General features: G+C 71.7%; 18 protein-coding genes. 10 read left to right on the top strand and 8 right to left on the bottom strand.

Annotated features, from left to right (window positions below):
* Positions 1-123: 123 nt before the first annotated feature.
* The 6 genes from MILUP08_RS23850 (at position 124) to MILUP08_RS23875 (ending at position 8,129) form a co-directional block, all read left to right on the top strand.
* The gene (locus tag MILUP08_RS23850) at positions 124-1,173 is read left to right on the top strand and encodes a LacI family DNA-binding transcriptional regulator (RefSeq protein WP_039908686.1); all 1,050 of its coding nucleotides are present in this window, start codon (positions 124-126) and stop codon (positions 1,171-1,173) included.
* An 86-nt stretch (positions 1,174-1,259) separates the two neighbouring features.
* Positions 1,260-2,564, top strand: a complete 1,305-nt coding sequence (locus MILUP08_RS23855; RefSeq protein WP_007462469.1) for an ABC transporter substrate-binding protein — start codon at positions 1,260-1,262, stop codon at positions 2,562-2,564.
* A 67-nt stretch (positions 2,565-2,631) separates the two neighbouring features.
* Positions 2,632-3,603: a carbohydrate ABC transporter permease gene (locus tag MILUP08_RS23860; RefSeq protein ID WP_007462470.1), complete on the top strand. Its 972-nt coding sequence runs from the start codon at positions 2,632-2,634 to the stop codon at positions 3,601-3,603.
* Between the two features lies 1 nt (position 3,604).
* The gene (locus tag MILUP08_RS23865) at positions 3,605-4,486 is read left to right on the top strand and encodes a carbohydrate ABC transporter permease (RefSeq protein ID WP_007462471.1); all 882 of its coding nucleotides are present in this window, start codon (positions 3,605-3,607) and stop codon (positions 4,484-4,486) included.
* A complete protein-coding gene (yicI, locus tag MILUP08_RS23870; RefSeq protein WP_007462472.1) occupies positions 4,483-6,723 on the top strand; it encodes an alpha-xylosidase in 2,241 nt (746 codons plus the stop codon). The genes MILUP08_RS23865 and yicI overlap by 4 nt, the downstream gene beginning before the upstream one ends.
* Positions 6,720-8,129: a GH1 family beta-glucosidase gene (locus MILUP08_RS23875; protein WP_007462473.1), complete on the top strand. Its 1,410-nt coding sequence runs from the start codon at positions 6,720-6,722 to the stop codon at positions 8,127-8,129. Before yicI ends, MILUP08_RS23875 begins: the two co-directional genes overlap by 4 nt.
* 90 nt (positions 8,130-8,219) lie before the next feature.
* On the opposite strand, the gene MILUP08_RS23880 is transcribed toward MILUP08_RS23875, so the two are convergent.
* On the bottom strand, positions 8,220-8,813 hold the full coding sequence (locus MILUP08_RS23880; RefSeq protein WP_007462474.1) for a nucleotidyltransferase family protein: 594 nt from the start codon (positions 8,811-8,813) through the stop codon (positions 8,220-8,222).
* 436 nt (positions 8,814-9,249) lie between these two features.
* A complete protein-coding gene (locus tag MILUP08_RS23885) occupies positions 9,250-10,959 on the bottom strand; it encodes a bifunctional 3'-5' exonuclease/DNA polymerase (RefSeq protein ID WP_039908687.1) in 1,710 nt (569 codons plus the stop codon).
* A 99-nt stretch (positions 10,960-11,058) separates the two neighbouring features.
* Between MILUP08_RS23885 and MILUP08_RS23890 the strand changes: the two genes are divergently transcribed.
* Positions 11,059-12,792: an ABC transporter ATP-binding protein gene (locus MILUP08_RS23890; protein ID WP_202805295.1), complete on the top strand. Its 1,734-nt coding sequence runs from the start codon at positions 11,059-11,061 to the stop codon at positions 12,790-12,792.
* On the top strand, positions 12,789-14,540 hold the full coding sequence (locus MILUP08_RS23895) for an ABC transporter ATP-binding protein (protein ID WP_007462477.1): 1,752 nt from the start codon (positions 12,789-12,791) through the stop codon (positions 14,538-14,540). Before MILUP08_RS23890 ends, MILUP08_RS23895 begins: the two co-directional genes overlap by 4 nt.
* 4 nt (positions 14,541-14,544) lie before the next feature.
* Here the strand turns inward: MILUP08_RS23895 and MILUP08_RS23900 are convergent, their stop codons facing one another.
* From MILUP08_RS23900 to MILUP08_RS23920, 5 genes are read right to left on the bottom strand one after another with little or no spacing between them, the layout of a single operon-like run.
* Positions 14,545-15,474 (bottom strand): carbohydrate ABC transporter permease, encoded by a 930-nt coding sequence (locus tag MILUP08_RS23900; RefSeq protein WP_007462478.1) that lies wholly within the window; start codon positions 15,472-15,474, stop codon positions 14,545-14,547.
* A complete protein-coding gene (locus MILUP08_RS23905) occupies positions 15,474-16,382 on the bottom strand; it encodes a carbohydrate ABC transporter permease (RefSeq protein ID WP_007462479.1) in 909 nt (302 codons plus the stop codon). The genes MILUP08_RS23900 and MILUP08_RS23905 overlap by 1 nt, the downstream gene beginning before the upstream one ends.
* 18 nt (positions 16,383-16,400) lie before the next feature.
* Complete coding sequence (ngcE, locus tag MILUP08_RS23910) at positions 16,401-17,840, bottom strand: N-acetylglucosamine/diacetylchitobiose ABC transporter substrate-binding protein (protein ID WP_007462481.1); 1,440 nt, start codon at positions 17,838-17,840, stop codon at positions 16,401-16,403.
* 27 nt (positions 17,841-17,867) lie between these two features.
* Complete coding sequence (locus MILUP08_RS23915; RefSeq protein ID WP_007462484.1) at positions 17,868-18,617, bottom strand: sugar isomerase domain-containing protein; 750 nt, start codon at positions 18,615-18,617, stop codon at positions 17,868-17,870.
* Positions 18,614-19,567, bottom strand: coding sequence for a MurR/RpiR family transcriptional regulator (locus tag MILUP08_RS23920; protein ID WP_007462486.1), 954 nt, complete (start codon positions 19,565-19,567; stop codon positions 18,614-18,616). The genes MILUP08_RS23915 and MILUP08_RS23920 overlap by 4 nt, the downstream gene beginning before the upstream one ends.
* 205 nt (positions 19,568-19,772) lie before the next feature.
* Between MILUP08_RS23920 and MILUP08_RS23925 the strand changes: the two genes are divergently transcribed.
* Positions 19,773-20,759 (top strand): N-acetylglucosamine kinase, encoded by a 987-nt coding sequence (locus MILUP08_RS23925; protein ID WP_007462488.1) that lies wholly within the window; start codon positions 19,773-19,775, stop codon positions 20,757-20,759.
* Between the two features lie 782 nt (positions 20,760-21,541).
* Complete coding sequence (locus tag MILUP08_RS23930; protein ID WP_007462492.1) at positions 21,542-22,438, top strand: glutamate cyclase domain-containing protein; 897 nt, start codon at positions 21,542-21,544, stop codon at positions 22,436-22,438.
* Here the strand turns inward: MILUP08_RS23930 and MILUP08_RS23935 are convergent.
* Positions 22,422-23,246 carry a hypothetical protein gene (locus MILUP08_RS23935; protein WP_007462494.1) on the bottom strand — a complete coding sequence of 275 codons (825 nt, stop codon included), beginning with the start codon at positions 23,244-23,246 and terminating at the stop codon, positions 22,422-22,424. The two genes, MILUP08_RS23930 and MILUP08_RS23935, sit on opposite strands and share 17 nt — an antisense overlap.
* Between the last annotated feature and the right edge of the window lie 8 nt (positions 23,247-23,254).

Consider the following 23,254-nt stretch of genomic DNA (forward strand, 5'->3'; position numbering starts at 1 on the left):
CATCGGCTATTGACGTCGTCGTAACAGGTGGCCTAGCGTCTGTCGAACCGCTTCGTCGAAACGCTTCGACGATCATTCGGGAGCGATCCCACGCCGGGCCGGAGGAGGTGCGCGGTGGCCACCATGCACGACGTCGCCCGCCTCGCGGGGGTCTCCCCCAGCACCGTGTCGTACGTGCTCACCGGCACCCGGCCGATCTCCCAGGCCACCCGGGACAAGGTCCTCGCCGCGATGGCCCAGCTCGACTACCAGCCCAACGCCATGGCCCGTGGGTTGGCCAGCCGGCGCAGCCGGATCCTGGGCCTGCTGATGCCGATGGACGAGCGCGGCCTGGGCGCGACCGAGACCGCGTTCGTCACCGGCGCCGCCGCGGCGGCCAGCGCCGTCGGCTACCACCTGGTGCTCTCGCCGGTCGGCGGCGGCAACCTCGACGACCTGCGGCGGCTGGCCAGCCAGCGGATGCTCGACGGCGTCGTGCTGATGGAGGTGCAGCTCGCCGACGAGCGGGTCACCGTGCTCCAGGAGGCGGGCGTGCCGCTGGTGCTGATCGGGCGCACCGGGGACACCACCGGGCTCTCCTACGTCGACATCGACTTCGAGCAGACCGTGCGGGAGGCCGTCGCGCACCTGGTCGGCCTGGGGCACCGTCGGATCGTCTACGTCAACCACTCGGCCGCCACGCTGGCCAGCGGCTACGGTCCCGCGTTGCGGACCCGGGACGCGTTCGTCTCGGCGATGAGCGGGCACGGCCTGGAGCCGGTCATGATCCCGGCCGAGGACAGCGCCGCCGGCGGGCGTGCCGCCCTGGCCGCCGCGTTCGCGCGGACGCCGGGGCTGACCGCAGTGGTGGCGATGAACGAGACCGCGATCTTCGGCATCCTCGGCGAGTTGACCGGACGAGGGCTGTCGGTGCCCGACGACGTCTCGGTCGTCTCGATGGTCACCTCGCCACAGGTCGCCGAGCTGGCCACCCCGGCGCTGACCGCGATGACGTCGCCCGGGTCGACCCTGGGCCGGATCGCGATCGAGGCGCTGGTGCGCCACCTGGACGGGCGCGGCAACGAGCGCCACCAACAACTGCTGCCATGCGCGCTGGAAATCCGGGGATCGACCGCCGAGCCACGACGGCCGGCCCCGGCCAGCGCCGAACCGTCTCCGACGAGCGGGGGCTGACCAGCCAAAACGGCCCGCCGCCGCGCGGCAACGCGACGACGGACCCAGTGAAGTACCGGGCTCGATACTCAACGAGGAGGATAGCAATGCAGCGATTCCGCCGGATCGTCGCGGCGATCGCCCTGGCGGCGACCGCGACGACCACCGTGGCCGCGTGCGGCGGCGGCGAGAGCGAGGACGACAGCGGGGCCAAGACCCTCAAGCTCTGGCACTACGAGAGCGAGAACAGCGCGATGGGGGTCGGCTGGAACCGGGCGATCGAGATCTTCAAGGCCGAGCACCCGGGCGTCGAGGTGCGCTTCGAGCGCAAGGCGTTCGAGCAGATCCAGCAGAACGCCGGCATGATCATCAACTCGTCCGAGGGCCCGGACATCATGGAGTACAACAAGGGCAACGCGACGGCCGGCCTGCTGTCGTCGCAGGGTCTGCTCACCGACCTGAGCGCCGAGGCCGACAAGCGCGGCTGGGCCGGCAAGCTCAGCCCCAGCCTGCAGACCACCGCCCGGTACAGCGACAAGGGCGTGATGGGGTCGGGCAAGTGGTTCGGCGTGCCGAACTACGGCGAGTACGTCACGGTCTACTACAACAAGGACCTGTTCGAGCGCAACGGCGTCAAGGTGCCGACCACGCTTGCCGAGATGACCGCCGCGATGGACACCTTCGTCGGCAAGGGCGTCACGCCGCTGGGCATGGCCGGCGCCGAGTACCCGGCCGGGCAGCTCTTCTACCAGTTGGCGCTCGCCAAGGCCGACCGGCAGTTCGTCGACAATTACCAGCTCTACAAGAACCCGGTCGACTTCAAGGCGGACCCGCTGAAGTACGGCGCGGACACCTTCGCCGAGTGGGTGCGCAAGGGCTACGTGGCCAAGAACTCGGCGAGCCTCAAGGCCGAGGACATGGGCACCGCGTTCATCGCCGGCAAGACCCCGATGATCGTCTCGGGCAGCTGGTGGTACGGCCGGTTCAAGACCGAGATGAAGGCCAACTGGGACACCTTCCTCTTCCCCGGCAACACCCTCAACGCCGGCTCGTCGGGCAACATCTGGGTGGTCCCGGAGAACAGCAAGGCCAAGAGCCTGGCGTACGACTTCATCGACATCACCCTGCGTCCGGAGATCCAGGACCTGATCGGCAACAACGGTGGCGTACCGGTCGCCGCCGACGCGTCGAAGATCAGCGACCCGAAGGACCGCAAGCTGATCGAGGACTTCAACACGGTAAGCAAGCAGGACGGCCTGGCCTTCTACCCGGACTGGCCGGTGCCCGGCTACTACGACGTGCTGGTCGGCGGCTTCCAGGGCCTGATCAACGGGTCGAAGTCCCCCGACCAGGTGCTCGACACGATCGCCAAGCCGTACGCCGACGGCGTCAAGGAGATCACCGGCAAGTGACACGGCGAGCGGCGGGCACGACCGGCACGACCGGCGTGCCCGCCCGCTCCACCGGGAAGGATCTTCCATGGCAGTCTCCGAGACCGTCGCCGCCACATCCCCGACGGCGACGACACCCACCCCGCGCAAGCCCCGCCGCGCACCTCGCGGCCGCAACGCGGCGTACTGGCTCTACCTGCTCCCCGGAGCGGTGCTGTTCGTCCTGGTCATCGGCGCTCCGCTGGTCGGCACCGTCTATCTGTCGCTGACCAAGTGGTCCGGGATCGGCGACCCCACCTTCGTGGGGTTCGACAACTACCAGCGGCTGCTGCACGACGACGTGTTCTGGGCGTCGTTCCGCAACACCGTGGCGATGATCGTCGCGATGGTGGTGGTGCCCACAGTGCTCGGGCTGCTGCTCGCCTCGGTCCTCTTCGACGTCATCGGGCGTCGGTTCAAGCCGCGCACCGCCGCCGCGCTGCGGGCCGCGTTCTACCTGCCGCAGGTGCTGCCCGTGGTGGTGGCCGGCATCGTCTGGGGCTGGATCCTGCGCCCCGACGGCGCGTTCAACAGCCTCCTCGACGCGGTGGGCCTCGGCGCGCTGCGCCACGACTGGCTCGGCGACCCGGGGACGGCCCTGCCGGCCGTCATGGCGGTGATGATCTGGGTGCAGATCGGCTACCCGGTGGTCGTGTTCATGGCGGCGTTGCAGCGGGTCGACCCGGAGCTGTACGAGGCGGCCGAGGTCGACGGCGCGAACTGGTTGCACCGGTTCCGGGCGATCACCCTCCCGCAGATCCGGCCGGAGACCTTCGTGGTGGCCCTGACCTGCACCATCGCCGCGCTGAAGGTGTTCGGGCCGATCTTCGCGCTCACCAGGGGTGGCCCGGAGAACGCCACGAACGTGCCGTCGTACTTCGCGTACTACACGTTCTTCAAGAAGCTCCAGGTCGGCTACGGCTCCGCGATCTCCACAGTGCTCACGCTGATCATCGTCGTGGTGGCCGTGGTCTTCATCTGGATGCAGGCGCGCAGCGAGCGCCGGAACCGGGGGTTCTGACATGGCAGTCACGCTCACGCCGGCACCGGTGCCGGTGCACCGGCCGGTACGCGACAGGCACCACCGCGGCGTCAGCCGCTGGGTCGTGCTCGTCCTGGTCACCGTCGGCGCGCTCGTCATGCTTGTGCCGTTCGCGTTCATGCTGCTCAACGCGTTCAAGTCGCCCGGCGACTACTCGTCGGGCGGGCCGCTGAGCTGGCCGACGGAGTTCTACACCAAGGGTCTGCGGACGTACTGGACCGAGGTGAACTTCCCCCTCAAGCTGTGGAACTCGGCGCTCATCGCCGGCTCCGTGGCGGTGCTCGGCGTCGTCGTGTCGCTGCTCAACGCGTACGCCCTGGGCATCGGCCGGGTCCGCGGCCGGCTGTGGATCGTCGGGTTGTTCCTGCTGGCCAACATGCTGCCGCAGGAGGCGCTGATCTACCCGCTCTACTACGTGGCCAAGGAGGTCGGGCTCTACAACACCCGACTCGCGGTGATCATCATCTTCACGGTGATCCAGAGCGCGTTCGGCACGTACCTGCTGGCCTCGGTGCTGGGGACGTTCCCGCGCTCGCTGCTGGAGGCCGCCGCGCTCGACGGCGCCGGCAAGTGGACGGTGCTGTGGCGGGTGGTCTTCCCCAACCTGCGGCCCACCCTCGCCGTGCTGCTCATCTTCTTCTTCATCTGGACCTGGAACGAGTTCCTCATCCCGCTGGTCATGCTCATCGACAACCAGACGCAGACCATCCCGGTCGCGCTGGCGTCGTTGCAGGGCGACCGGCTGATGGACGCCCCGACGACAAACGCCGGCGCGTTGATCAGCCTGGTGCCGGCCATCCTCTTCTTCCTCATCTTCCAGCGCACCCTGGCGCGCGGCATCACGGCAGGAGCCGAGAAGTGAAGTTCACCGACGGGTACTGGCAACTGCGCCCGGGGGTCAGCGTGCTGCGCCCCGGCACGGTGGAATCGGTCGAGCCGGACGAGCGCGGCTTCACCGTCTTCGCGCCGGCCGGTCAGATCACCGGGCGGGGCGACACCCTCAACCGGCCCGTCGTCACCGTCCGGTTCTTCTCCCCCGCCCCCGGCGTCGTCGGGGTGACCATCGGTCACCACAGCGGTGGGCTGCCCCGCGAGCCGCACTTCGGGCTGAGCACCGACGGGGAGCACCAGGTCACCGTCGACATCACCGGCATCACCGCGTCGCTGACCACCGGCGAGCTGACCGCCCGGGTCGCGCTCATCGACGGCTGGCGGGTGGAGTTCCTGCACGGCGACCGGTTGATCACCGCGTCCACCGCGCGCAGCGTCGGCATCGTCACCGACGGCGAGGGCCGCCGGCACGTGCACGAGCGGCTCGCCCTCGGCGTCGGCGAGACGGTGTACGGGCTGGGCGAGCGCTTCGGCCCGTTCGTGAAGAACGGCCAGACCGTCGACATCTGGAACGCCGACGGCGGCACCGCCAGCGAGCAGGCGTACAAGAACGTGCCGTTCTATCTGAGCAGCGCCGGCTACGGGGTCTTCGTGGACCACCCCGAGCACGTGTCGTTCGAGGTCGGCTCGGAGGTCGTGGCGCAGAACCAGTTCAGCGTCGAGGGCCAGTCCCTGACCTACCACGTCATCGACGGGCCCACCCCGAAGGACGTGCTGCGCCGGTACACGGCGCTGACCGGCCGGCCGGCCCGGGTGCCCGCCTGGTCGTACGGGCTGTGGCTGTCCACGTCGTTCACCACCTCGTACGACGAGAAGACGGTGACCGAGTTCGTCGACGGGATGGCCGAGCGGGACCTGCCGCTGTCGGTGTTCCACTTCGACTGCTTCTGGATGCGCCAGTTCCACTGGGTCGACTTCGTCTGGGACCCGGCGACGTTCCCCGACCCGGAGGGGATGCTGCGCCGGCTGCACGAGCGTGACCTGAAGGTGTGCGTCTGGATCAACCCGTACATCGCGCAGCGCTCGTACCTCTTCGAGGAGGGCCGCCAGGCCGGCTACCTGGTCCGCAACCCGGACGGGTCGGTCTGGCAGTGGGACAAGTGGCAGGCCGGCATGGCGCTTGTCGACTTCACCAACCCGGACGCGGTTCGCTGGTTCACCGGCAAGCTCAAGGTCCTGCTGGACATGGGCGTCGACTGCTTCAAGACCGACTTCGGTGAGCGCATCCCGACCGACGTGGTGTGGCACGACGGCTCGGATCCGCAGCGGATGCACAACTACTACTCGTACCTCTACAACAAGGCCGTCTTCGAGCTGCTCGAGACCGAGCGGGGCGAGGGCGAGGCGGTGGTGTTCGCCCGCTCGGCCACCACCGGCGGGCAGCAGTTCCCGGTGCACTGGGGCGGCGACTGCGAGTCGACGTTCGTCGCGATGGCGGAGTCGCTGCGCGGCGGGCTGTCCCTGGCGTCGTCCGGTTTCGGCTACTGGAGCCACGACATCGGCGGCTTCGAGGGCACCCCCGACCCGGCCGTCTTCAAGCGGTGGATCGCGTTCGGCCTGCTCTCCTCGCACTCCCGGCTGCACGGCTCCGGCTCGTACCGGGTGCCGTGGGCGTACGACGAGGAGGCCGTCGACGTGCTGCGGCACTTCACCCGGCTCAAGCTCAGCCTGATGCCGTACCTGGCGGCGACGGCCGAGGAGGCGCACCGCGACGGCATCCCGATGATGCGTCCGATGATCGTGGAGTTCCCGGACGACCCGGCCGCGGCGCACCTGGACCGGCAGTACATGCTCGGCTCCGACGTGCTCGTCGCACCCGTCCTCAGCGCCGACGGCCAGGTCACCTACTATGTGCCCGCCGGCACGTGGACGCACCTGGTGACCGGCGCGCAGCTCACCGGCCCGGCCTGGGTCACCGAGAAGCACGAGTTCGACAGCCTTCCGGTGCTCGTCCGGCCGGGCGCGGTCATTCCGTTCGGGGCGCGCTCCGACCGGCCCGACTACGAGTGGGCCGACGGCGTGCGCCTGCGCCTCTACGCCCCGGCGGAGGGGCAGCGGCAACGGGTGCGGATTCCGTCGCCCGGCGAGGGGCCGGGCGCGGAGTTCGAGGTGAGCTTCCGCGACGGCGTGGCCACCGCGGAGCTGGTGGCGGGTGAATCGTCGGCGTACCACTGTGTGGTCGCCGGGACGGAGGTAGCAGGACGATGACGGCACGCACCTTTCCGGAGAGCTTCCTCTGGGGTTCGGCCACGGCGGCGTACCAGATCGAGGGCGCGGCCGCCGAGGACGGCCGGGGGCCGTCCATCTGGGACACCTACAGCCACACTCCCGGGCGGACGCTGAACGGCGACACCGGTGACGTGGCCGCCGACCATTACCACCGCTGGCCGCAGGACCTCGACCACATCGCTGAGCTGGGCCTGGGCGCGTACCGCTTCTCGATCTCCTGGCCGCGGGTGCAGCCGGGCGGGTCCGGCCGGTTCAACCAGGCCGGCCTGGACTTCTACTCCCGGCTCGTCGACGGTCTGCTGGAGCGCGGCATCCGCCCGGTCGCCACCATGTACCACTGGGACCTGCCGCAGGAGCTGGAGGACGCCGGCGGGTGGCCGGTGCGCGACACGGCGCTGCGCTTCGAGGAGTACGCGTCGGGGATCGTCGCCGCGCTCGGTGACCGGGTGCACACCTGGACGACGCTGAACGAGCCGTGGTGCTCGGCGTACCTGGGCTACGGCTCCGGCGTGCACGCGCCGGGACGGACCGAGCCGGCGGCCGCGCTGGCGGCGGTGCACCACCTGAACCTGGCGCACGGCCTGGCCGGCCGGGTGGTCCGGGAGCTGGCCCCGACCGCCGAGCTGTCGGTGACGCTGAACCTGCACGTGATCCGCCCGGCGTCGGACTCGGCGGCGGACGTCGACGCGGCCCGCCGCATCGACGCGCTTGCCAACCGGGCGTTCCTCGGCCCCATGCTCAACGGGGCGTACCCGGCCGACCTGCTGGCCGACACGGCGGGCGTCACCGACTGGTCGTTCGTCCGCCAGGGCGACGAGAAGGTCGCCGCCGTGCCGCTTGACGTGCTGGGCGTCAACTACTACTCGAGCACCCTGGTGCGCGCCTGGGACGGGCACTCGGCCCGCTCGGACGCCGACGGGCACGGCGCGTCGGCGCACTCGCCGTGGGTCGGCGCCGACGACGTCGACTTCCTGCCGCAGCCCGGCCCGTACACGGCGATGGGTTGGAACATCGACCCGCCGGCCCTGACGGAGCTGCTGCTGCGGCTGGGTCGGGAACACCCCGGGCAGCCGCTGATGATCACCGAGAACGGCGCGGCCTTCGACGACGTCGTGTCGGCCGACGGCCGGATCCACGACGACCTGCGGATCGACTACCTGCGTCGGCACATCTCCGCCGTGGCGGACGCCCGCGAGCAGGGCGTCGACGTGCGGGGCTACTTCGTCTGGTCGCTGCTCGACAACTTCGAGTGGGGCTACGGCTACGACCGCCGGTTCGGGATCATCCGCGTCGACTACGACACCCAGGAGCGCACCTGGAAGGACAGCGCGCACTGGTACCGGCGGCTCGCCGCCACCGGCGAGCTGGACCAGCCGCAGGATTAACGGCTACGACCGGCGATCGGTGGCAGTTCAGCAGCGCGATGCTCGGCGTGTCGAATTGCTCAGCTGCCACCGATCGAGAAACTCCTGCGCTCAGACTCCGACCCGCTGGGGCGGGACCGTGAGCCCGTAGAGCGCCATCAGCTCCGGGGTGTCGACGCGACTGCCGTCGGCCACCGTGTCGCAGGCGATGTCGACGATCTGGTCCTTGTGCGCCAGCAGGTACGGCCGGGCGCCCACGTCGGCGCTGGCCAGGGTCGCGATGCCGGGCCAGTGCCGGCGGCCGAACAGCATCGGGTAGCCGCGCAGCCCGTCGTAGGTGGCGCAGACCAGCACGTCCGGGTACGGCAGTGCGGCCACCCGGCGGACCGCCGCGGCGGTCAGGCCCGGCATGTCGACGGGCACCACCACCACGGCCTCGATCCCCGCGTCGTCCATGGCGGCCAGACCGGCGCGGATGGACGAGCCGACCCCGGTGCCCCACGCCTTGTTGATCACAACGGTCGCCTTGCCCAGGTCGGCGGTCTCCCGGACCTGTTCCGCAGCGGCCCCCAGCACGACCACGATCTGCTCGCAGCCCGCCTCGGTCATCGTGTCGATCATCTGGTTCACCAGGGGCTTCTCACCCTGGTGCAGCAGCGCTTCGGGACCGCCGATGCGGCGTCCCCCGCCCGCGGCGATGATCATTCCTGCGATCCGGTTCAGCTGCGCCCCCTCAAGCACGGGATCGACCGTGACGGCCGGCCCCCTCCTACGGACACTGCAACGAGGAGGGCCGCGCACGAGTGGCGGGGCAAAAAGGAGAAATAGCGCAACCGTTACACACTAGCCAGCTGCGTCGGTGGATCAATTGATCATTGAACGCTCTCCCGGGGGTAGCGGAGGTGTTCGGGTCGTCCTTTGCTCTGCTTCAACCGACGCAACACCAAGGGCCCGAAAGTGTTGCGTCGGGTTAAGCAGAGCAAAGGGGGCGGTGCGGAGGTGCCCCCCTCGTCCGACACCCGGTGCGGGCACCCGACGTCAAGGGTGGTCTTCAGAGGGTTGTCGCCAGGACTCAGGCCCTTGACGCGGCGGAGGCGACCGACGTCTCGTCAATGGACAACGGCAGGGCGGTGGCCGCCAGTCAGGCCGCGTCGGCGTAGCAGTCGACGATGGACAGATCCAGGGGGAAGCGCACCGGGGTGTCACCGAACAGCAGGGCGGTGGCCCGCTCACCCGCCCGGCGCACCGCCGCCGCGACGGCCTCGGCCTGCTCCGCCGGACAGTGCGCCACCACCTCGTCGTGCTGGAAGAAGACCAGCTCCGCGTCGGTCCCGGCCAGCTCGGTGCGCAGGGTGGCCAGCAGTGTGGAGGCCCACTCCGCGGCGGTGGCCTGGATGACGAAGTTGCGGGTGAACCGCCCCCGGGACCGGGCGGCCCGCGCCCGAGGGCTCTGCCGATCGGCCGCGGCGTCCGGATCGGCCGGCCCCTCGTCGGGGTCACCGAGCCCGACCGAGCCGGGTGGGCAGGTCCGCCCCAGCCACGAGCGGACCAGCCCACCCGCCTCGCCGGTGCGCGCCGCCGCCTCGACGTAGCCGAACGCCGTCGGGTAGCTGCGTTTCAGCACCGCCAGGGCCGGCACCGCCGCACCGCCGGTCTGCCCGTACATGGCGCCGAGCAGGGCCACCTTGGCCCGGGGACGGTCACCACCGAACGAGTCCCGGGCGAGCGCGGCGTACAGGTCGCCCGCGCCGCCCGCCGCCGCCAGCCGCGCGTCACCGGAGACCGCCGCCAGGACGCGGGGCTCCAACTGGCCGGCGTCGGCGACCACCAGCCGCCAGCCCGGATCGGCCACCACCGCCCGGCGGATCACCTTGGGGATCTGCAACGCGCCACCGCCCCGGGTCGCCCAGCGCCCGGAGACCACTCCGCCCGGCACGTACTCCGACTGGAACCGCCCGTCGCGCACCCACTGCTCACGCCAGGACCAGCCGTGCGCCGTCCAGATCCGATACAGCTCCTTGTATTCCAGCAGCAGGGGCACCGCCGGATGGTCCACCCCACGCAACACCCAGGCCCGGGTGCTGGGCAGCTCCACCCCGGCCCGGGCGAACGCCTTCAACAGCTCGGCCGGGGAGTCGGCGTGCAGGTGGCGCACGCCGAACGCGTCGGCGATCCGGGACGCCAACTCGGCCAGCCGGCGCGGCGGCCCGCCGACCGGGGACGGCTCCCCCAGCAGCTCGGCGAGGATCTCGTCGTGCACCTCGGCCCGCCAGGGCAGCCCGGCGGCGCCCATCTCCACCGCGATCAACGCGCCGGCCGACTCGGCGGCCACCAGCAGCCGGAACCGGCCCGGGTGCGCGGTGGTGGCGACCCGGGCGAGCTGGTCTGCGTACACCTGGGTCAGTGCCTCGATGCCCGGGCCCGGCGGGCCGGGCAGCGTGTCGAAGAGGGCGCCCTGGCCGTGCCCGGGTGGCGCGGCGGCGCGCGGTGGCGGGTCGGCCGGCACCGGCCCGCCGGTCAGGCGACCCCAGGCGGCGGCCAGCGAGCGGGGCTCGCCCCAGCGGCCGGCGTGCCCGAGCAGCAGCGCCTCGGTCAGCTCGACGTCGTGGCAACGCTCGACGCGCACCCCGGCCCGCAGCAGGGTCGGGTAGATCGCGCCCGCGGTGGCCCAGACCCACCGCGGGTGCTCGGTCGCCTCCCGTGCGGCCATCGCTGCCGCGAGGTCGCTGACGGTCTCGGTCGGGCCGACGGGTCGGCCGGCGGCGTCGAGCGGACGCAGCTCTCCCCCACCACGCTCGCCCGCCACCACCGCCACCAGCACGAATGTGATTCTGCCTTCCCCCTCCGACAGGAAAACAGGTCGGTGGGTCGGCCCGGCGCTCGGTAGCGTGGCGAGGTGCCTCCCCAGATCCCGCACGCCGACCCCGGCACCCCCGACACCCGCGGTCCGATGCGGTACCTGTGGTGGCTGGTCCGGTGCCAGCCCTGGCGGGTGCTGCGCGGCAGCCTGTTCAGCATGGCCTGGATGACCGGGCTCTCGGCCCAGCCCTACCTGATCGCCCACGCCGTCGACGACGGCCTGCGCGCCCGTGACACCCGTGCCCTGACCCTGTGGGTCGCGGCGGTCGTCGTGGCGGGGATGGCGTTGTCGTACCTGGGCATCATGCGACACCGCACGATGACCTTCATCCGCGAAGATGCCAAGGCCCGCTCGGCGGAGGTGCTGCTGCGTCAGCTCTCCCGGATCGGCGCGGCGCTGCCGCGCCGATCCGCCGCCGGTGAGGTGGCCACCGTGGGCGGTTCCGACATCGACTGGACGGCGCAGGTGCTGACCCTGACCGGGCCGGGGGTCGGCGCGATCGTCGCGTGCGGGGTCATCGCCGTGGTGCTCTGGTCGATCTCGCCGCTGCTCGCGCTCTGCGTGCTGGCCGGGGTGCCGGCGGTCGCGCTTGTCGTCGGGCCGCTGCTGCGCCGACTGGAACGGGCGGAGTCGATCTACCGGAAGCAGCAGGGCGCGCTCACCGCCCGATCCGGCGACATCGTGGCCGGGCTGCGCGTGCTCGCCGGGGTGGGCGGCCGGGACCTCTTCGCCCGACGGTACGCGGCCCGATCCCAGGACCTTCGCGCCGAGGGTTACCGCGTCGGCGCGGTCGTCAGCTGGATCGACGCGGCGACCGTCGCCATCCCCGGCCTGTTCCTGGCGGTGGTGGTGTGGTTGACGGCCCGGATGGCGGTCACCGGCGCCGTCAGTGTCGGTGAACTCGTCGCCGTCTACGGCTACGTCGCGAGCCTGATCGTGCCGGTCTGGTTCCTCATGGAGGGCAGCCACCAGCTGATCCGGGGTCGGGTCGCCGCCCAGCGCATCGCCGACCTGCTCCGGCTCACCCCCGACGATGTCGGCGGCCCGGGTCGCCGGTGGCCGTCCGCCGTTCCCGACGCGCGACACCCGGACGCGGTGGCCGCGCCGAGCGGCCCCGCCGACCTGCACGACCCGGTGACCGGGCTGACCGTGCACGCCGGCCGGCTGACCGCGGTGGCCGCCGACGACCCGGCGGCGGCCGTGGCGCTTGCCGACCGGCTGGGCCGGTACGTCGTCAGCGACACCACCTGGGGCGGCGTACCGCTGACCGGGGTCGCCCTGGACGAGGTCCGCGCCCGGATCCTGGTCGCCGATCACGACTCGTACCTCTTCGCCGGAGCGCTGCGCGACGTCCTGCGCCCCGGCAGCGACGACGAACGGCTGCGCACCGCCCTGCGGACCGCCTCGGCCGACGACATCGTCGACGCCCTCCCGGCCGGGCTGGACACTCCGCTGGACGCCCGGGCCCGGACGCTCTCCGGCGGTCAACGCCAACGGGTACGCCTGGCCCGGTCGCTGCTCGCCGAGCCGGAGGTGCTGATCCTCGTGGACCCGACCTCGGCCGTGGACGCGCACACCGAGGCGCGGATCGCCGATCGGCTGCGGACCGCCCGGGCCGGGCGGACCACCGTGGTGCTCGCCACGTCGCCGCTGCTGCTCGGCCGCGCCGACGTGGTGGCGCTCCTGAGCGGGGGCCGGATCACCGCCACCGGCACCCACGAGGGCCTGCTCGAATACGTTCCGGGGTACCGGCACCTGGTGGCCCGCGGCGACGACGACCCGGTGGCCGAGCGGCCCGCCGACGCCGAGGAGGCGTACCGGTGACCCGGCTGCCGGTCGCGGACCGCCGCACCGTACGCCGTGCCCTGCGCGACCTGATCAGCCGGCATCGCCGGGCGGTAGGCATTGTGCTGGCGTTGCACAGCGCCGCCGCGCTCGCCGGGCTCGCCCCGCCCTGGCTGCTGGGCACCATCGTCGACCGGGTCACCGCCGGCACCGTAGTGGCCACCGTGGACCGGCTGGCACTGGCGATCGCCGGCTGCGTCCTGGTCAGCGCGCTGCTCTCCCGCTACGCCCAGTACGCCGGTCACCGCTTCGCCGAACGGGCCGTCGCCGAGCTGCGCGAGCAGTTCGTCAGCCGCACGCTCGGGCTGCCCGTCTCGGTCGTCGAGCGCGCCGGCTCCGGCGACCTCGCGACCCGCAGCTCGATCGACGTGGCGACCGTCGGAACCACGGTGCGGGACGTGGTGCCCGTCATCGTCATCGCCTCGGTGCAGTTGACATTGCTGTTCGGAGCGGTGTTCCTGCTGCATCCACTGCTCGGGCTCGCGGCGCTGGCCGGGCTGCCGTCGATCGTGGCGGTGACACGGTGGTACCTGCGTCGGGCCAGCTCCGCGTACCTCACCGAGGGCGCCGCGGCGGCCGAGCTGACCGAGACCCTGACCACCACCGCCGAGGGCGCCCGCACGGTCGAGGCGCTGCGGCTGGCCGACGACCGGATCCGGCACGGCACCGCCCGCGTCACAGGTGTGTGGCAGGCCCGGCGGGCGACCCTCGCGCTGCGTACCGTGTTCTTCTCGGCCGTGGAGGCCAGCTACCCGCTGCCCATCGCCATGGTCCTGCTCGTCGGCGGTTACCTGCTCGCCGCCGACCGGGTCTCGCTCGGCGCGGTGGTCGCCGCCGCGCTCTACCTCCAGCAGGCCGTCGACCCGATGGACCGGCTGTTGCAGTGGACGGAGCAGGCGCAGCGCGGGTTCGCGTCGTACGCCCGGGTGCTCGGCGTCGGCCTGGTGCCCCCGGAGCCGCCCGGCGCCACGACCACCTCGCGGGGCGAGCGGCTCGTCGTCCGCACGGCGCGGTTCTCGTACGCCGACGGTCACGACGTGCTGCACGGCATCGACCTGGAGGTGCAGCCCGGCGAACGGCTGGCCGTCGTCGGCCCGTCGGGCGCCGGCAAGTCGACCCTGGCCCGGCTGCTGGCCGGCATCGACGCGCCCCGGCAGGGGGTCGTCAGCATCGGCGGTTGCCCGGTCACCGACCTGGACCCGGCCGAACGCCGGCGGCGGATCGCCCTGGTCACCCAGGAGCACCACGTGTTCATCGGCTCGGTACGCGACAACCTCGCGTTCGCCGCGCCGGACGCCTCGGACGAGCAGATGCGCGCCGCGCTGGCCACCGTGGGCGCCGACTGGTACGACGAGCTGGCCGAGGGTCTGGACACGGCGCTCGGCGACGGCGCCCGGCAGCTCGGCGCGGCCGAGGCCCAGCAACTGGCGCTGGCCCGGTTGGTGCTCGCCGACCCGCACACGCTGATCCTGGACGAGGCGACCGCGGCGCTCGACCCGAGCACCGCCCGACGGACCGAGCGGGCCCTGGCCGCCGTGCTCGTCGGGCGGACCGTCATCGCCATCGCGCACCGGCTCAACACCGCGCACGACGCCGACCGGGTGGCCGTCCTGGCCGACGGCCGGATCACCGAGATCGGCAGCCACGACGACCTCGTCGCGGCCGGCGGGGCGTACGCGGCGCTCTGGCGCTCGTGGCACGCACACGCCGACGAGCGCCAGAGGTGAGCGCCTACTTCACGGCGCCGGAGGTGAGACCGGCCTGGATCTGACGCTGGAAGACCGCGTACACGATGATCATCGGGAGAATGGCGATGGTCAGCGCCGCGAACAACCCGGACCAGTCCGCCTCGTAGCCGGCGTTCACCGAGATGTCGGCGATGCCCTGGGTGAGCACCCACTTGTCCTTGGCGTTGGAGAGCAGCACCAGCGGGAGTTGGTACTGCGCCCACTGCCCGATGATGTTGAAGATCGCCACGCTGATCAGGCCCGGCTTCGCCATCGGCATCATGACCTGGAAGAACAGCCGGCTGTGCCCGCACCCGTCGATCATCCCGGCCTCGGCGACCGAGGTCGGCAGCGTCTTGAAGAACGCCGCCAGGAAGAAGATCGTGAACGGCAGCGAGTAGGCGATGTAGACCAGGATCACGCCCTGGTAGGTGTCCAGCATGCCCAGCTGCTTCACCACGAAGAAGAGCGGCACCAGGGCCAGGAACACCGGGAACGCCAGTCCGGAGACGAAGAGGTAGTAGATCGCCCGGTTGCCCCAGAACCGGTAGCGGGCCAGCACGTACGCCGCCATCGAGCCGAGCAGCATGGTGCCGAAGGTGCTGCACCCGACCACGAGGACGCTGTTGAGGAAGTACCTGCCGACGTGCGCCTTGGTCCACGCCCGGCCGAAGTTCTCCCACCGCAGCTCCGCCGGGAGCGTCCACGGGCTGCTGAAGATCTCGCTGGTGTTCTTGAACGCGGCGAGGAAGGTCCAGAGGATCGGCACGATCACGATCACCGCCCACACGGCGAGCGCGACGTGCCCCAGGCCGGCGAAGAGCCGTACCTCGGAACGGGGGTCCTTGTCGCGCCGACCGCCGGCTGCGGACGGGTCGCCGGTCTTCGGCGGTAGGGCCGCCGGCGTCGGCGGCAGCGTCGACTGGGGGTTCATCAGTACTCCACGCTTTCCCGCTTGGTGAGCCGCAGCGTCAGCGCCGCGAACGTGAGGGTGAGGAAGAACAACGCGACGCCCATCGCCGAGGCGTAGCCGTACTTCGAGTAGACGAACGCGTTGCGGTAGATCTCCATGGCCAGCACGGTCGTGGCACCGTCCGGGCCGCCACCGTCCACCGAGAGCACCGCCACGATGGCGAACGCGTCGAACGCCGCGATGCCCAGATACACCCACGCGACCTGGAGGGTGTCCCAGAGCAGCGGCAGGGTGACCCGGAAGAACAGCGTCACCCTGCTCGCCCCGTCCATCTCCGCGGCCTCGTAGATCTCACCCGGGATGGAGGCCATCCCGGCCGAGAAGAGCACCACGTAGAAGCCGACGGCCTGCCAGACCAGCACCGCGAGGATCGACCAGAGGGCCAGGTTCGGCTTGACCAGGAAGAGGATCGGCTCCAGGCCGATCTTCATCAGCACGCCGTTGATCAGACCCGACTCGTTCGGCCGGTAGACCATCTGGAACAGCACCGCGATGATCGCCACCGCCAGGACCTGGGGGAAGAAGAACACCACCCGGTAGAACTTCGCCCCCCAGACCCCCTGGCGTTGACCGCCACTGCTCTTGCCACCCACGTTGAGCAGGAAGGCGAAGAACAACGCGATGGCGATGGTGATCAGCGGCAGGGCAAGCAGCAGTACGCCGTGGTGCTGGACCGCCTTCCAGAAGGCGCCGTCGTCGAGCAGCCTCCGGTAGTTGTCGAAGCCCACCCACTGCGGGGCGGAGAGCCCTCGCCAGTTGGTCATCGAGATCTGGAACGCCTGCGCGTACGGCCAGATCACGAATGTCACGTACAGCGCGACCGGGGCGAACAGGAACCCGATCACGAATGGATACTTGCCGTGCCGCATGACCCTAGCTCCGATCGATCAGCGCTTGAACTTGGCGACCGAGCTGTCCTTCTTGATCGCGTCGGCGCGCTTCTGGATCCGCTCCACGAAGGCGTCCGCGTTGATCCGGCCGAACATCAGCTCGTTGGTGGCGCTGCGCGCCTCCGTGTCGAGCTCCTTGTACCAGCCGTCGAAGTACAGGTTGAACACGTCCTGGCCGGCCGCCTTGAGCGCGGCCTGCGAGCTGGCCACACCGGGCGGGAAGGCGAAGCCCTCCGAACCGGCGGTGACCACGGTCGGGGCCTTGACCACCTCGGTGAAGCCCTTCGCGCCCGCCGTGGACAGCATCTGGCGCATGTACTCCAGGCCGCCCTTGGGGTTCTTGCTCTTCGCCGAGACGAAGTAGCCCTCGCCCGCGGTGGCCCGCAGCGCGGTGGCCGGCAGCTTGTCCGACGCGGTGAGGCTCGGCACCGGCATGAGCTGGTAGTCGAAGCCGGCCGGGGTGTCCTGCTTCTGCTCGCCCTCCAGCCAGTCACCGCTGGGGTACAGGGCCACCTTGTACTGGTTCTGCCGCAGCTGCACGTCGGTGTGCTTGAGCCCTTCGAAGCTCTTGTCGCTGAACTTCGCGCCGACCTCGGCCCACGCCGTGGCCGCCTGCTTGACCGCGTCCTGCTTCCAGGCGCCGTCCTCCAGGTTGTCGATGTTCTTCAGCACCTCCACGCCACCGATCTTGGCGGCCTGGGTGAGGATCACGTTCCACTGGTAGTAGGCCGCGTTCGCCCCGGCGTAGCCGTACGGGGTGATGCCCTTGGCCTTGATCTTGGTGAGCAGGGCGATGAAGTCGTCCCACGTCTTCGCCGGCGCCCAGCCGTTGTCCTTGAACAGCTTGGCCGAGTACCAGATGCCGAAGACCGTGGAGACGTAGTACAGCACGTACGGCTTGCCGTTGAACGAGCCCGCCTCGACGGTGCCCGGCACCACGGTGTCGCGGACCTTCTTGGCCGGGTCGTCGACCGACGGGGCGTCCCACAGCTCGGTGAGGTCCTGGAGCTGACCGTCGGCGACAAGCGCGCCGAAGTCCATCAGCTTCTCGCCCGAGTTGTTCACGAACTCCGGCGGGTTGCCGGACGCGAACCGCGGCTGCAGGACGGTGGAGACGGCCTGCGTGGACTGGTGCTTGATCTCCGCCTTGGGGAACGCCTTCTTGTACAGCGGCTCGTGCACGTCGGTGGCGTACTTCTCGCCGTAGCCGCCGTTGAAGATGATCACCTCGATGGGTGCGTCCTCCTTGACGCCCAGCGGGTTGGTCGCGCTCTTGGTGCCTTCGGCGGCCTTCTCGTTCTCCTTGTCACCGCCGCTGCTCGTGGCGCAGGCGCTGAGCAGGCCGATGGCCGGGGTGGCGAGCATGCCCACGGCGGCGGCGCGACGCAGCACCGTGCGCCGGTCGAGTGCGGCCGGGTGCTCGGGGGTAATCGACATCGTCGTCTCTCCTTGTGGAATTTCGGGTCAGGCGGTGCGCCGGAGACGCCCGGCGTACCGCGACTCGAGGGCGATGTTGTGCTCGTCCCCGCCGGGGACGTTGGCGGAGAGGTAGATAGGGGGTACCTCCCCGGCCTGGTGGAACCGTCGTACGACCTCAGCGGTCAGCAACTGCGCCAGCAGCGCCGTGGTGACCGAGGAGACCGCACAGACCGCGCCGCCGCCCTCGAGCGGCAGCAGTGCGTCACCGTACGGCGCGCCGTTGTCCAGCACGACGTCGGCGAGGTCGGCGAGCCGTTGACCGGACGGGTGCCGTGGCGCCACCCGTGCGGTGTGCTCGACCGAGGTGACCGCGATCAACGGGTGACCGCGCTCGGTGACCAGCGCCGCCAGCTCGACCACCGAGCCGTTGATGCCGGACTGGGACGCCACCACGAACACGTCGCGCGGCTGGGGCGCGGCGAGCGCGTAGATCTGGTGGGCGATGGAGGGATCGCGTTCCAGCTTGGGGTCGGCGAGCACGTCGCGTGGGGCGTCGCCGTGCACCACCAGGTCCCGTACCGAGAGCCGGTTGGTGGGGACCAGCCCACCGGCGCGGGCGACAAGCTCGGCGGCGAACGCCTCGGAGTGCCCGGCGCCGAACGCCTGGAGCACGCCGCCGGCGCGCAGGCTGTCGGCGATCAGGTCGGCGGCCCGGGTGATCCCGTCGGCCTCCGAGTCGAGGAGGCGGTCGAGCACCGGGCGGACGGCGTCCGCGTACCCCTGGGCGCTGATCATGAGACGACCCCTTTCGCGGCCTTGTGCCCGTCGACGGCCTGCGCGGTACGCCGGAAGGCCGCGTGGGCGCGGTCGTGGGTGCGTTGGGCGACGGCGATGTAGAGCAGGTCGAGCACCACCAGTTGCGGGTGCCGGGCGGAGAGCGCGTCCGGCCGGAAGGTGGTGGCCTGGCTGGCGGTGAGCAGCACGATGTCGGCCAGCTCGGCCAGCGGTGAGCGGGGAAAACCGGTGAGGGCGAGGGTCGTGGCGCCTCGGCTGCCCGCCTCCGCGAGCATCTCGATGGTCTCCCGGGTCTGGCCGGTGTGCGAGATGCCGAGCGCGACGTCGCCGACGCCGAGCAACGCGGCGCTGGCCAGCCCCTCGTGCACATCGCTCCAGGCCCAGGCGGCCACCCCGATGCGGTGCAGGCTGAACTGCATCTCCTCGCCGACCAGGGCGCTGCCACTGGCGCCGAAGATGTTCACCCGGTTGGCCCCCGCGATCGCCACCGCGGCGCGTTCCACCTCGCCCAGGTCGAGCAGCGTGGCGGTGTCGTGCATCGCCCGGGTGTCGGCAGCCATGATCTGGTCGAGGACCCGCGCGAGGGGGTCGGTCGGTTGGATCTCGCGGCCGATGTCGACGGTCCAGCCGGCCGAGCGGGCCCGGCCGGTCTCGGCGGCGATGCCCAGCCGCAGGTCGGCGTACCCCTCGAAGCCCATCGCCCGGCAGAAGCGGGTGATGGTGGCCGGCGAGGTGCCGCTGCGCTCGGCCAGCTCCACGATTGTGGAGCGCGCGGCGGCCTCGGGGTCGCTGAGGACGTGGTCGGCGACGCGGCGCAGCGCGCCGGTCAGCTCGCCCAGCTCGTTGCGCACCCGGGCCAGTACCCCGTCGGAGGGCGAGTGCCTCCGGTCGGTCACGTGGGCGTCGACCACCGCGGTCCCCGCGGCGGTGTCCACCTCGTGATCAACCATGGGACGCCTCACCTTTCCGAAAAGACTGTTAACTGTTAGTGGTAAAAGTTCTTACTGAAGGGCCCTCTGTGTCAAGACTGTGGGCGAAGTTTTCAAACTGTTACCTGGCGCACAGCCCTCCGCGCTCGCCCCAGGTTGCCCCGCGCGACCGCGCCGACCAGCATGAACAGGCCCAGCACCGCGCAGCGCAAGGAGGCCCGTGCCGATGTCCGACACCGTCGTGGTCGGTCTCGACGTCGGGGGTACGTCCACCCGGGCGACCGCCCTGACCCTCGCCGGCGACCGCCTCGGCACCGGCCGCGCCGGCGGGGGCAACCCCACCAGCCACGGTGCCGAACGCGCCGCCGCCGAGCTGTTGACCGCGCTCCGCGAAGCGCTCACCGACCTCGAACCGACCCGGGTGGCCGCCGGCACCATCGGGCTCGCCGGAGCCGGCCGGCTGCTCGCCGACCCGGCCGGGCGGGCCGCCTTCGACCAGGCCTGGCACGACGCCGGTCTGCGCTGCCCGTACGAGGTGCACGGCGACGCCCTGGTCGCGTACGCCTCGGGCACCGCCGCCCCGGACGGAACCATCCTCATCGCCGGCACCGGGGCGATCACCGCACAGGTCACCGACCTGCGGCTCGACCGGATCGCCGACGGCCACGGCTGGCTGCTCGGTGACGCCGGGTCGGGCTTCTGGCTCGGCCGCGAGGCGGTGCGCCGACTCCTCGCCGACCTGGACGCCGGCCAGGCGCCGGGCACGCTGGGCACCGCTGTGCTCACCGAACTGGTGGGCAGCGCCGACGTCGCTCCCCGCCCCCGCGACACCGTCGACGCCACGATCCAGGCAGTCACCCGCCGGCCGCCGATCGAGCTGGCCCGGCTGGCGCCACTTGTCGTCACCGCCGCGACCGACGGCGAACCGGTGGCCACCGCGCTGATCGCCGAGGCCGCCGCCCACCTCGCCGGCAGCGTCGGCCGGATCCGCCCCGGCGGGGCGACGACGCCCGTCGTGCTCGGCGGCGGTCTACTCACCGCGGACACCCCGCTCGCCGCAGCCGTCCGGGCCGAGATCGCGCGAGACTGGCCGGACGCGACACTGCGCACGGCCGGAGACGGGGCCGCCGCCGCAGCCTGGCTCGCCGCCCGCGGCCTGCCCGAGGTGACCGACCCAGCCGCGCTGCACGCCCGCCTCTTCCCCACCCCCTGACCCGCGCACCCCCGCGCCCCGCCCCGCGCGCCAGGCGCCCCGCCCCGGGCCGTGCCCCCCGCGCCCGCGCCCCGCGCGCCAAGATCCGCGCAACTTCACTGAAGTTGCGGCCTCAGCGCGCCGGGAGGCAGCAGTTTCACTGAAGTTGCGGGGATCTTGGTCGCGTAGCGGGCGGGAGCGGGCCCTCGGGCGGGTAGGTCTGCGCTGCGTCGTGATGATCGGTATTGGTCAGGTTCGGTTGCGCGACGTCGGGCCGGGTGTGCGGAGCCGGAGTTCGTCGACGCAGCGTCGAGGCGGTGGTCGCCCCTGCCACGCCGCATCGTCGGGTCGGTCGCGGCGGCCCAGCGGGCGGGAAGGCAGAGGGCGGGGGCGGTCCTGGCGAGTTGGCCGGCGACGCCCGCCGCCTGGACCCACTGTTGGAGAACCACGTGGATCACCAGCCCGACGTCGCGATGCCCAACTGGCGACAGGCCGACCGTAGCCCCTGACCCACCGACAGCGAACAGCCCTCCGGGCTGGCACCCACGTCGACTCGTTGTCCCTGTGTCAGCACCTGCGGAGGCAGGGACTGGTCCGGCGGATGAGGGAAGCCGAAGACGTACACCGATCACTTCCGGACGCGACATCGCCAGCATCACCCGAAGGGGAAGCCGGACGCGAACGCAGCCGTCGGCCACGACCGCCTGCGCCGCCGAGGTCGGCAGGCTCCAGAAGAACGCGCCCAGGGAGCTGGCCGGGGCCTCCTACCCTGGGTCCGTCCACTGTCGCCGAGGAGGCACGCGGTGCGTATCGACGAGACCATCGCCGCGCTGGAACGCGTCGCCGCGCGCGAGGTGGGCCGGGGCAGCGAGGCGCTGGCCGCGCCGGCCGCCGGCGGACTGCTGGCCGCCGCCAGCTCGCTCGTCGCCGCTGGCGCGCCGGACGCCGCGGTGTTCACCGGATTCTTCATCCCGGGCGCGGAGCCACCGGCCGCGGAGACCGACGGTCCGCTCGGCGCGGTCCAGATCGCCGTCGCCCTGCGCCTGCTCGGTGGCCGGTGCCGGCTCGTCACCGACCAGCCCTGCGCACCTGTGGTCGAGGCGGCCGTCGCCGCCGCCGCGCCGGGCCTGCCGGTCGACGTCGCGCCACTGCGGGGGTACGAGGAATGGGCCGCCACCCTCCTGCCCCGCTACGGCCGCCTGACGCACCTGATCGCCTGCGAACGGGTCGGACCCGGGGTGGACGGTCGACCCCACAACATGCGCGGCGAGGACATCGGCGCGCACACGGCGCCCCTGGACCGGCTCTACACCGCCGGATCGGCGTACCGGATCGGCATCGGCGACGGCGGCAACGAACTCGGCATGGGCCGTCTGCCGGCGGAGCTGATCGGCCGGGTGGTCGCCTCGGGTGAGCGGATCCGGTGCGTGGTGGGCGCGGACGCACTGCTCGTCGGCGGCACCTCCAACTGGGCCGCCGCGGCCCTCGTCGGCGCGCTGTCGCTGCTGCGCCCCGAGGTGCCGGCGCTTCGGACGCTGCTGGAGCCCGCGTGGTCGTCCGACCTGTTGGCCGCGATCGTCGCGGCGGGCGCGGTGGACGGGGTGCGCCGCCGCTCCACCCTCAGCGTCGACGGCCTGGACTGGCCCTCGTACAGCGAACCGCTCACCGAGATCGCCGACCTCGTCAGGGCAGGCCGGTAGGGCTGGGCGGTTCGGCCGCCGGCCGCAGAGGTCTCGACGCGCGTCTCGGCGGGCCGGCCCGGGCGACTCCGCGACGACGCAGCGGCAGGTGCAGGGCGGCGGCGACCACCGCGAAGGCCACCCAGCCGGCGCCCAGCGCGACGGCCGACGAGACGTCCTGAACGTAGTGGTACGCGGAGAGGAAACCGACGAGCGCGAGGCTGTTGCGGGCGAAGTGCCCGCTGAACTCGAACAACTGCCGGCGGGCCTCGACGGCGACAAGCACCCCGGAGTACGGGAACGTCACCACCATGCCGCGCAACACCGCGCCGAGCAACGCGGTGAGGATCGCCCCGACGAAGATCACCACCAGCTTGAGCAGGACGGGCAGCCCGTCCGTACGCGTCCTGGCGCCGTCGACCGGATCATCGGCGGGTGCGGTGCGCGGGCCGGCGTCGCGGCGGGCGCGACGGCGTAGCAGCAGCATGGCCGCCAGCCAGAGCACAAGCGTGCCGGCGAGGGCCGCCTCGAACGGGACGTCGACGGCCAGCAGGCCGGCGCTCAGCGCCACGTACACACCGATCCCCGCGGCGTCGGCGAGCAGGATCGGCCAGCGCAGCCCCTGGTGGGTGACCGCCACGGTGACGAAGAACAGGTTGAGCCCGAGCACGCCGAGCACCTGCGCGCCGTCCACCCCGTAGGGGGTGCTGACCAGGGCGAGCGTCATCGGCAACGGCAGGCTGTAGACAAGCGCCCGGAGCCGGATCGAGCGGATCACGCTGACCGCCCAGACCACGGCCGTCACCAGCAGGACCGCACCCCACGTCATGGCTTCCC

The organism is Micromonospora lupini str. Lupac 08, assembly GCF_000297395.2.
GTDB lineage: Bacteria > Actinomycetota > Actinomycetes > Mycobacteriales > Micromonosporaceae > Micromonospora > Micromonospora lupini.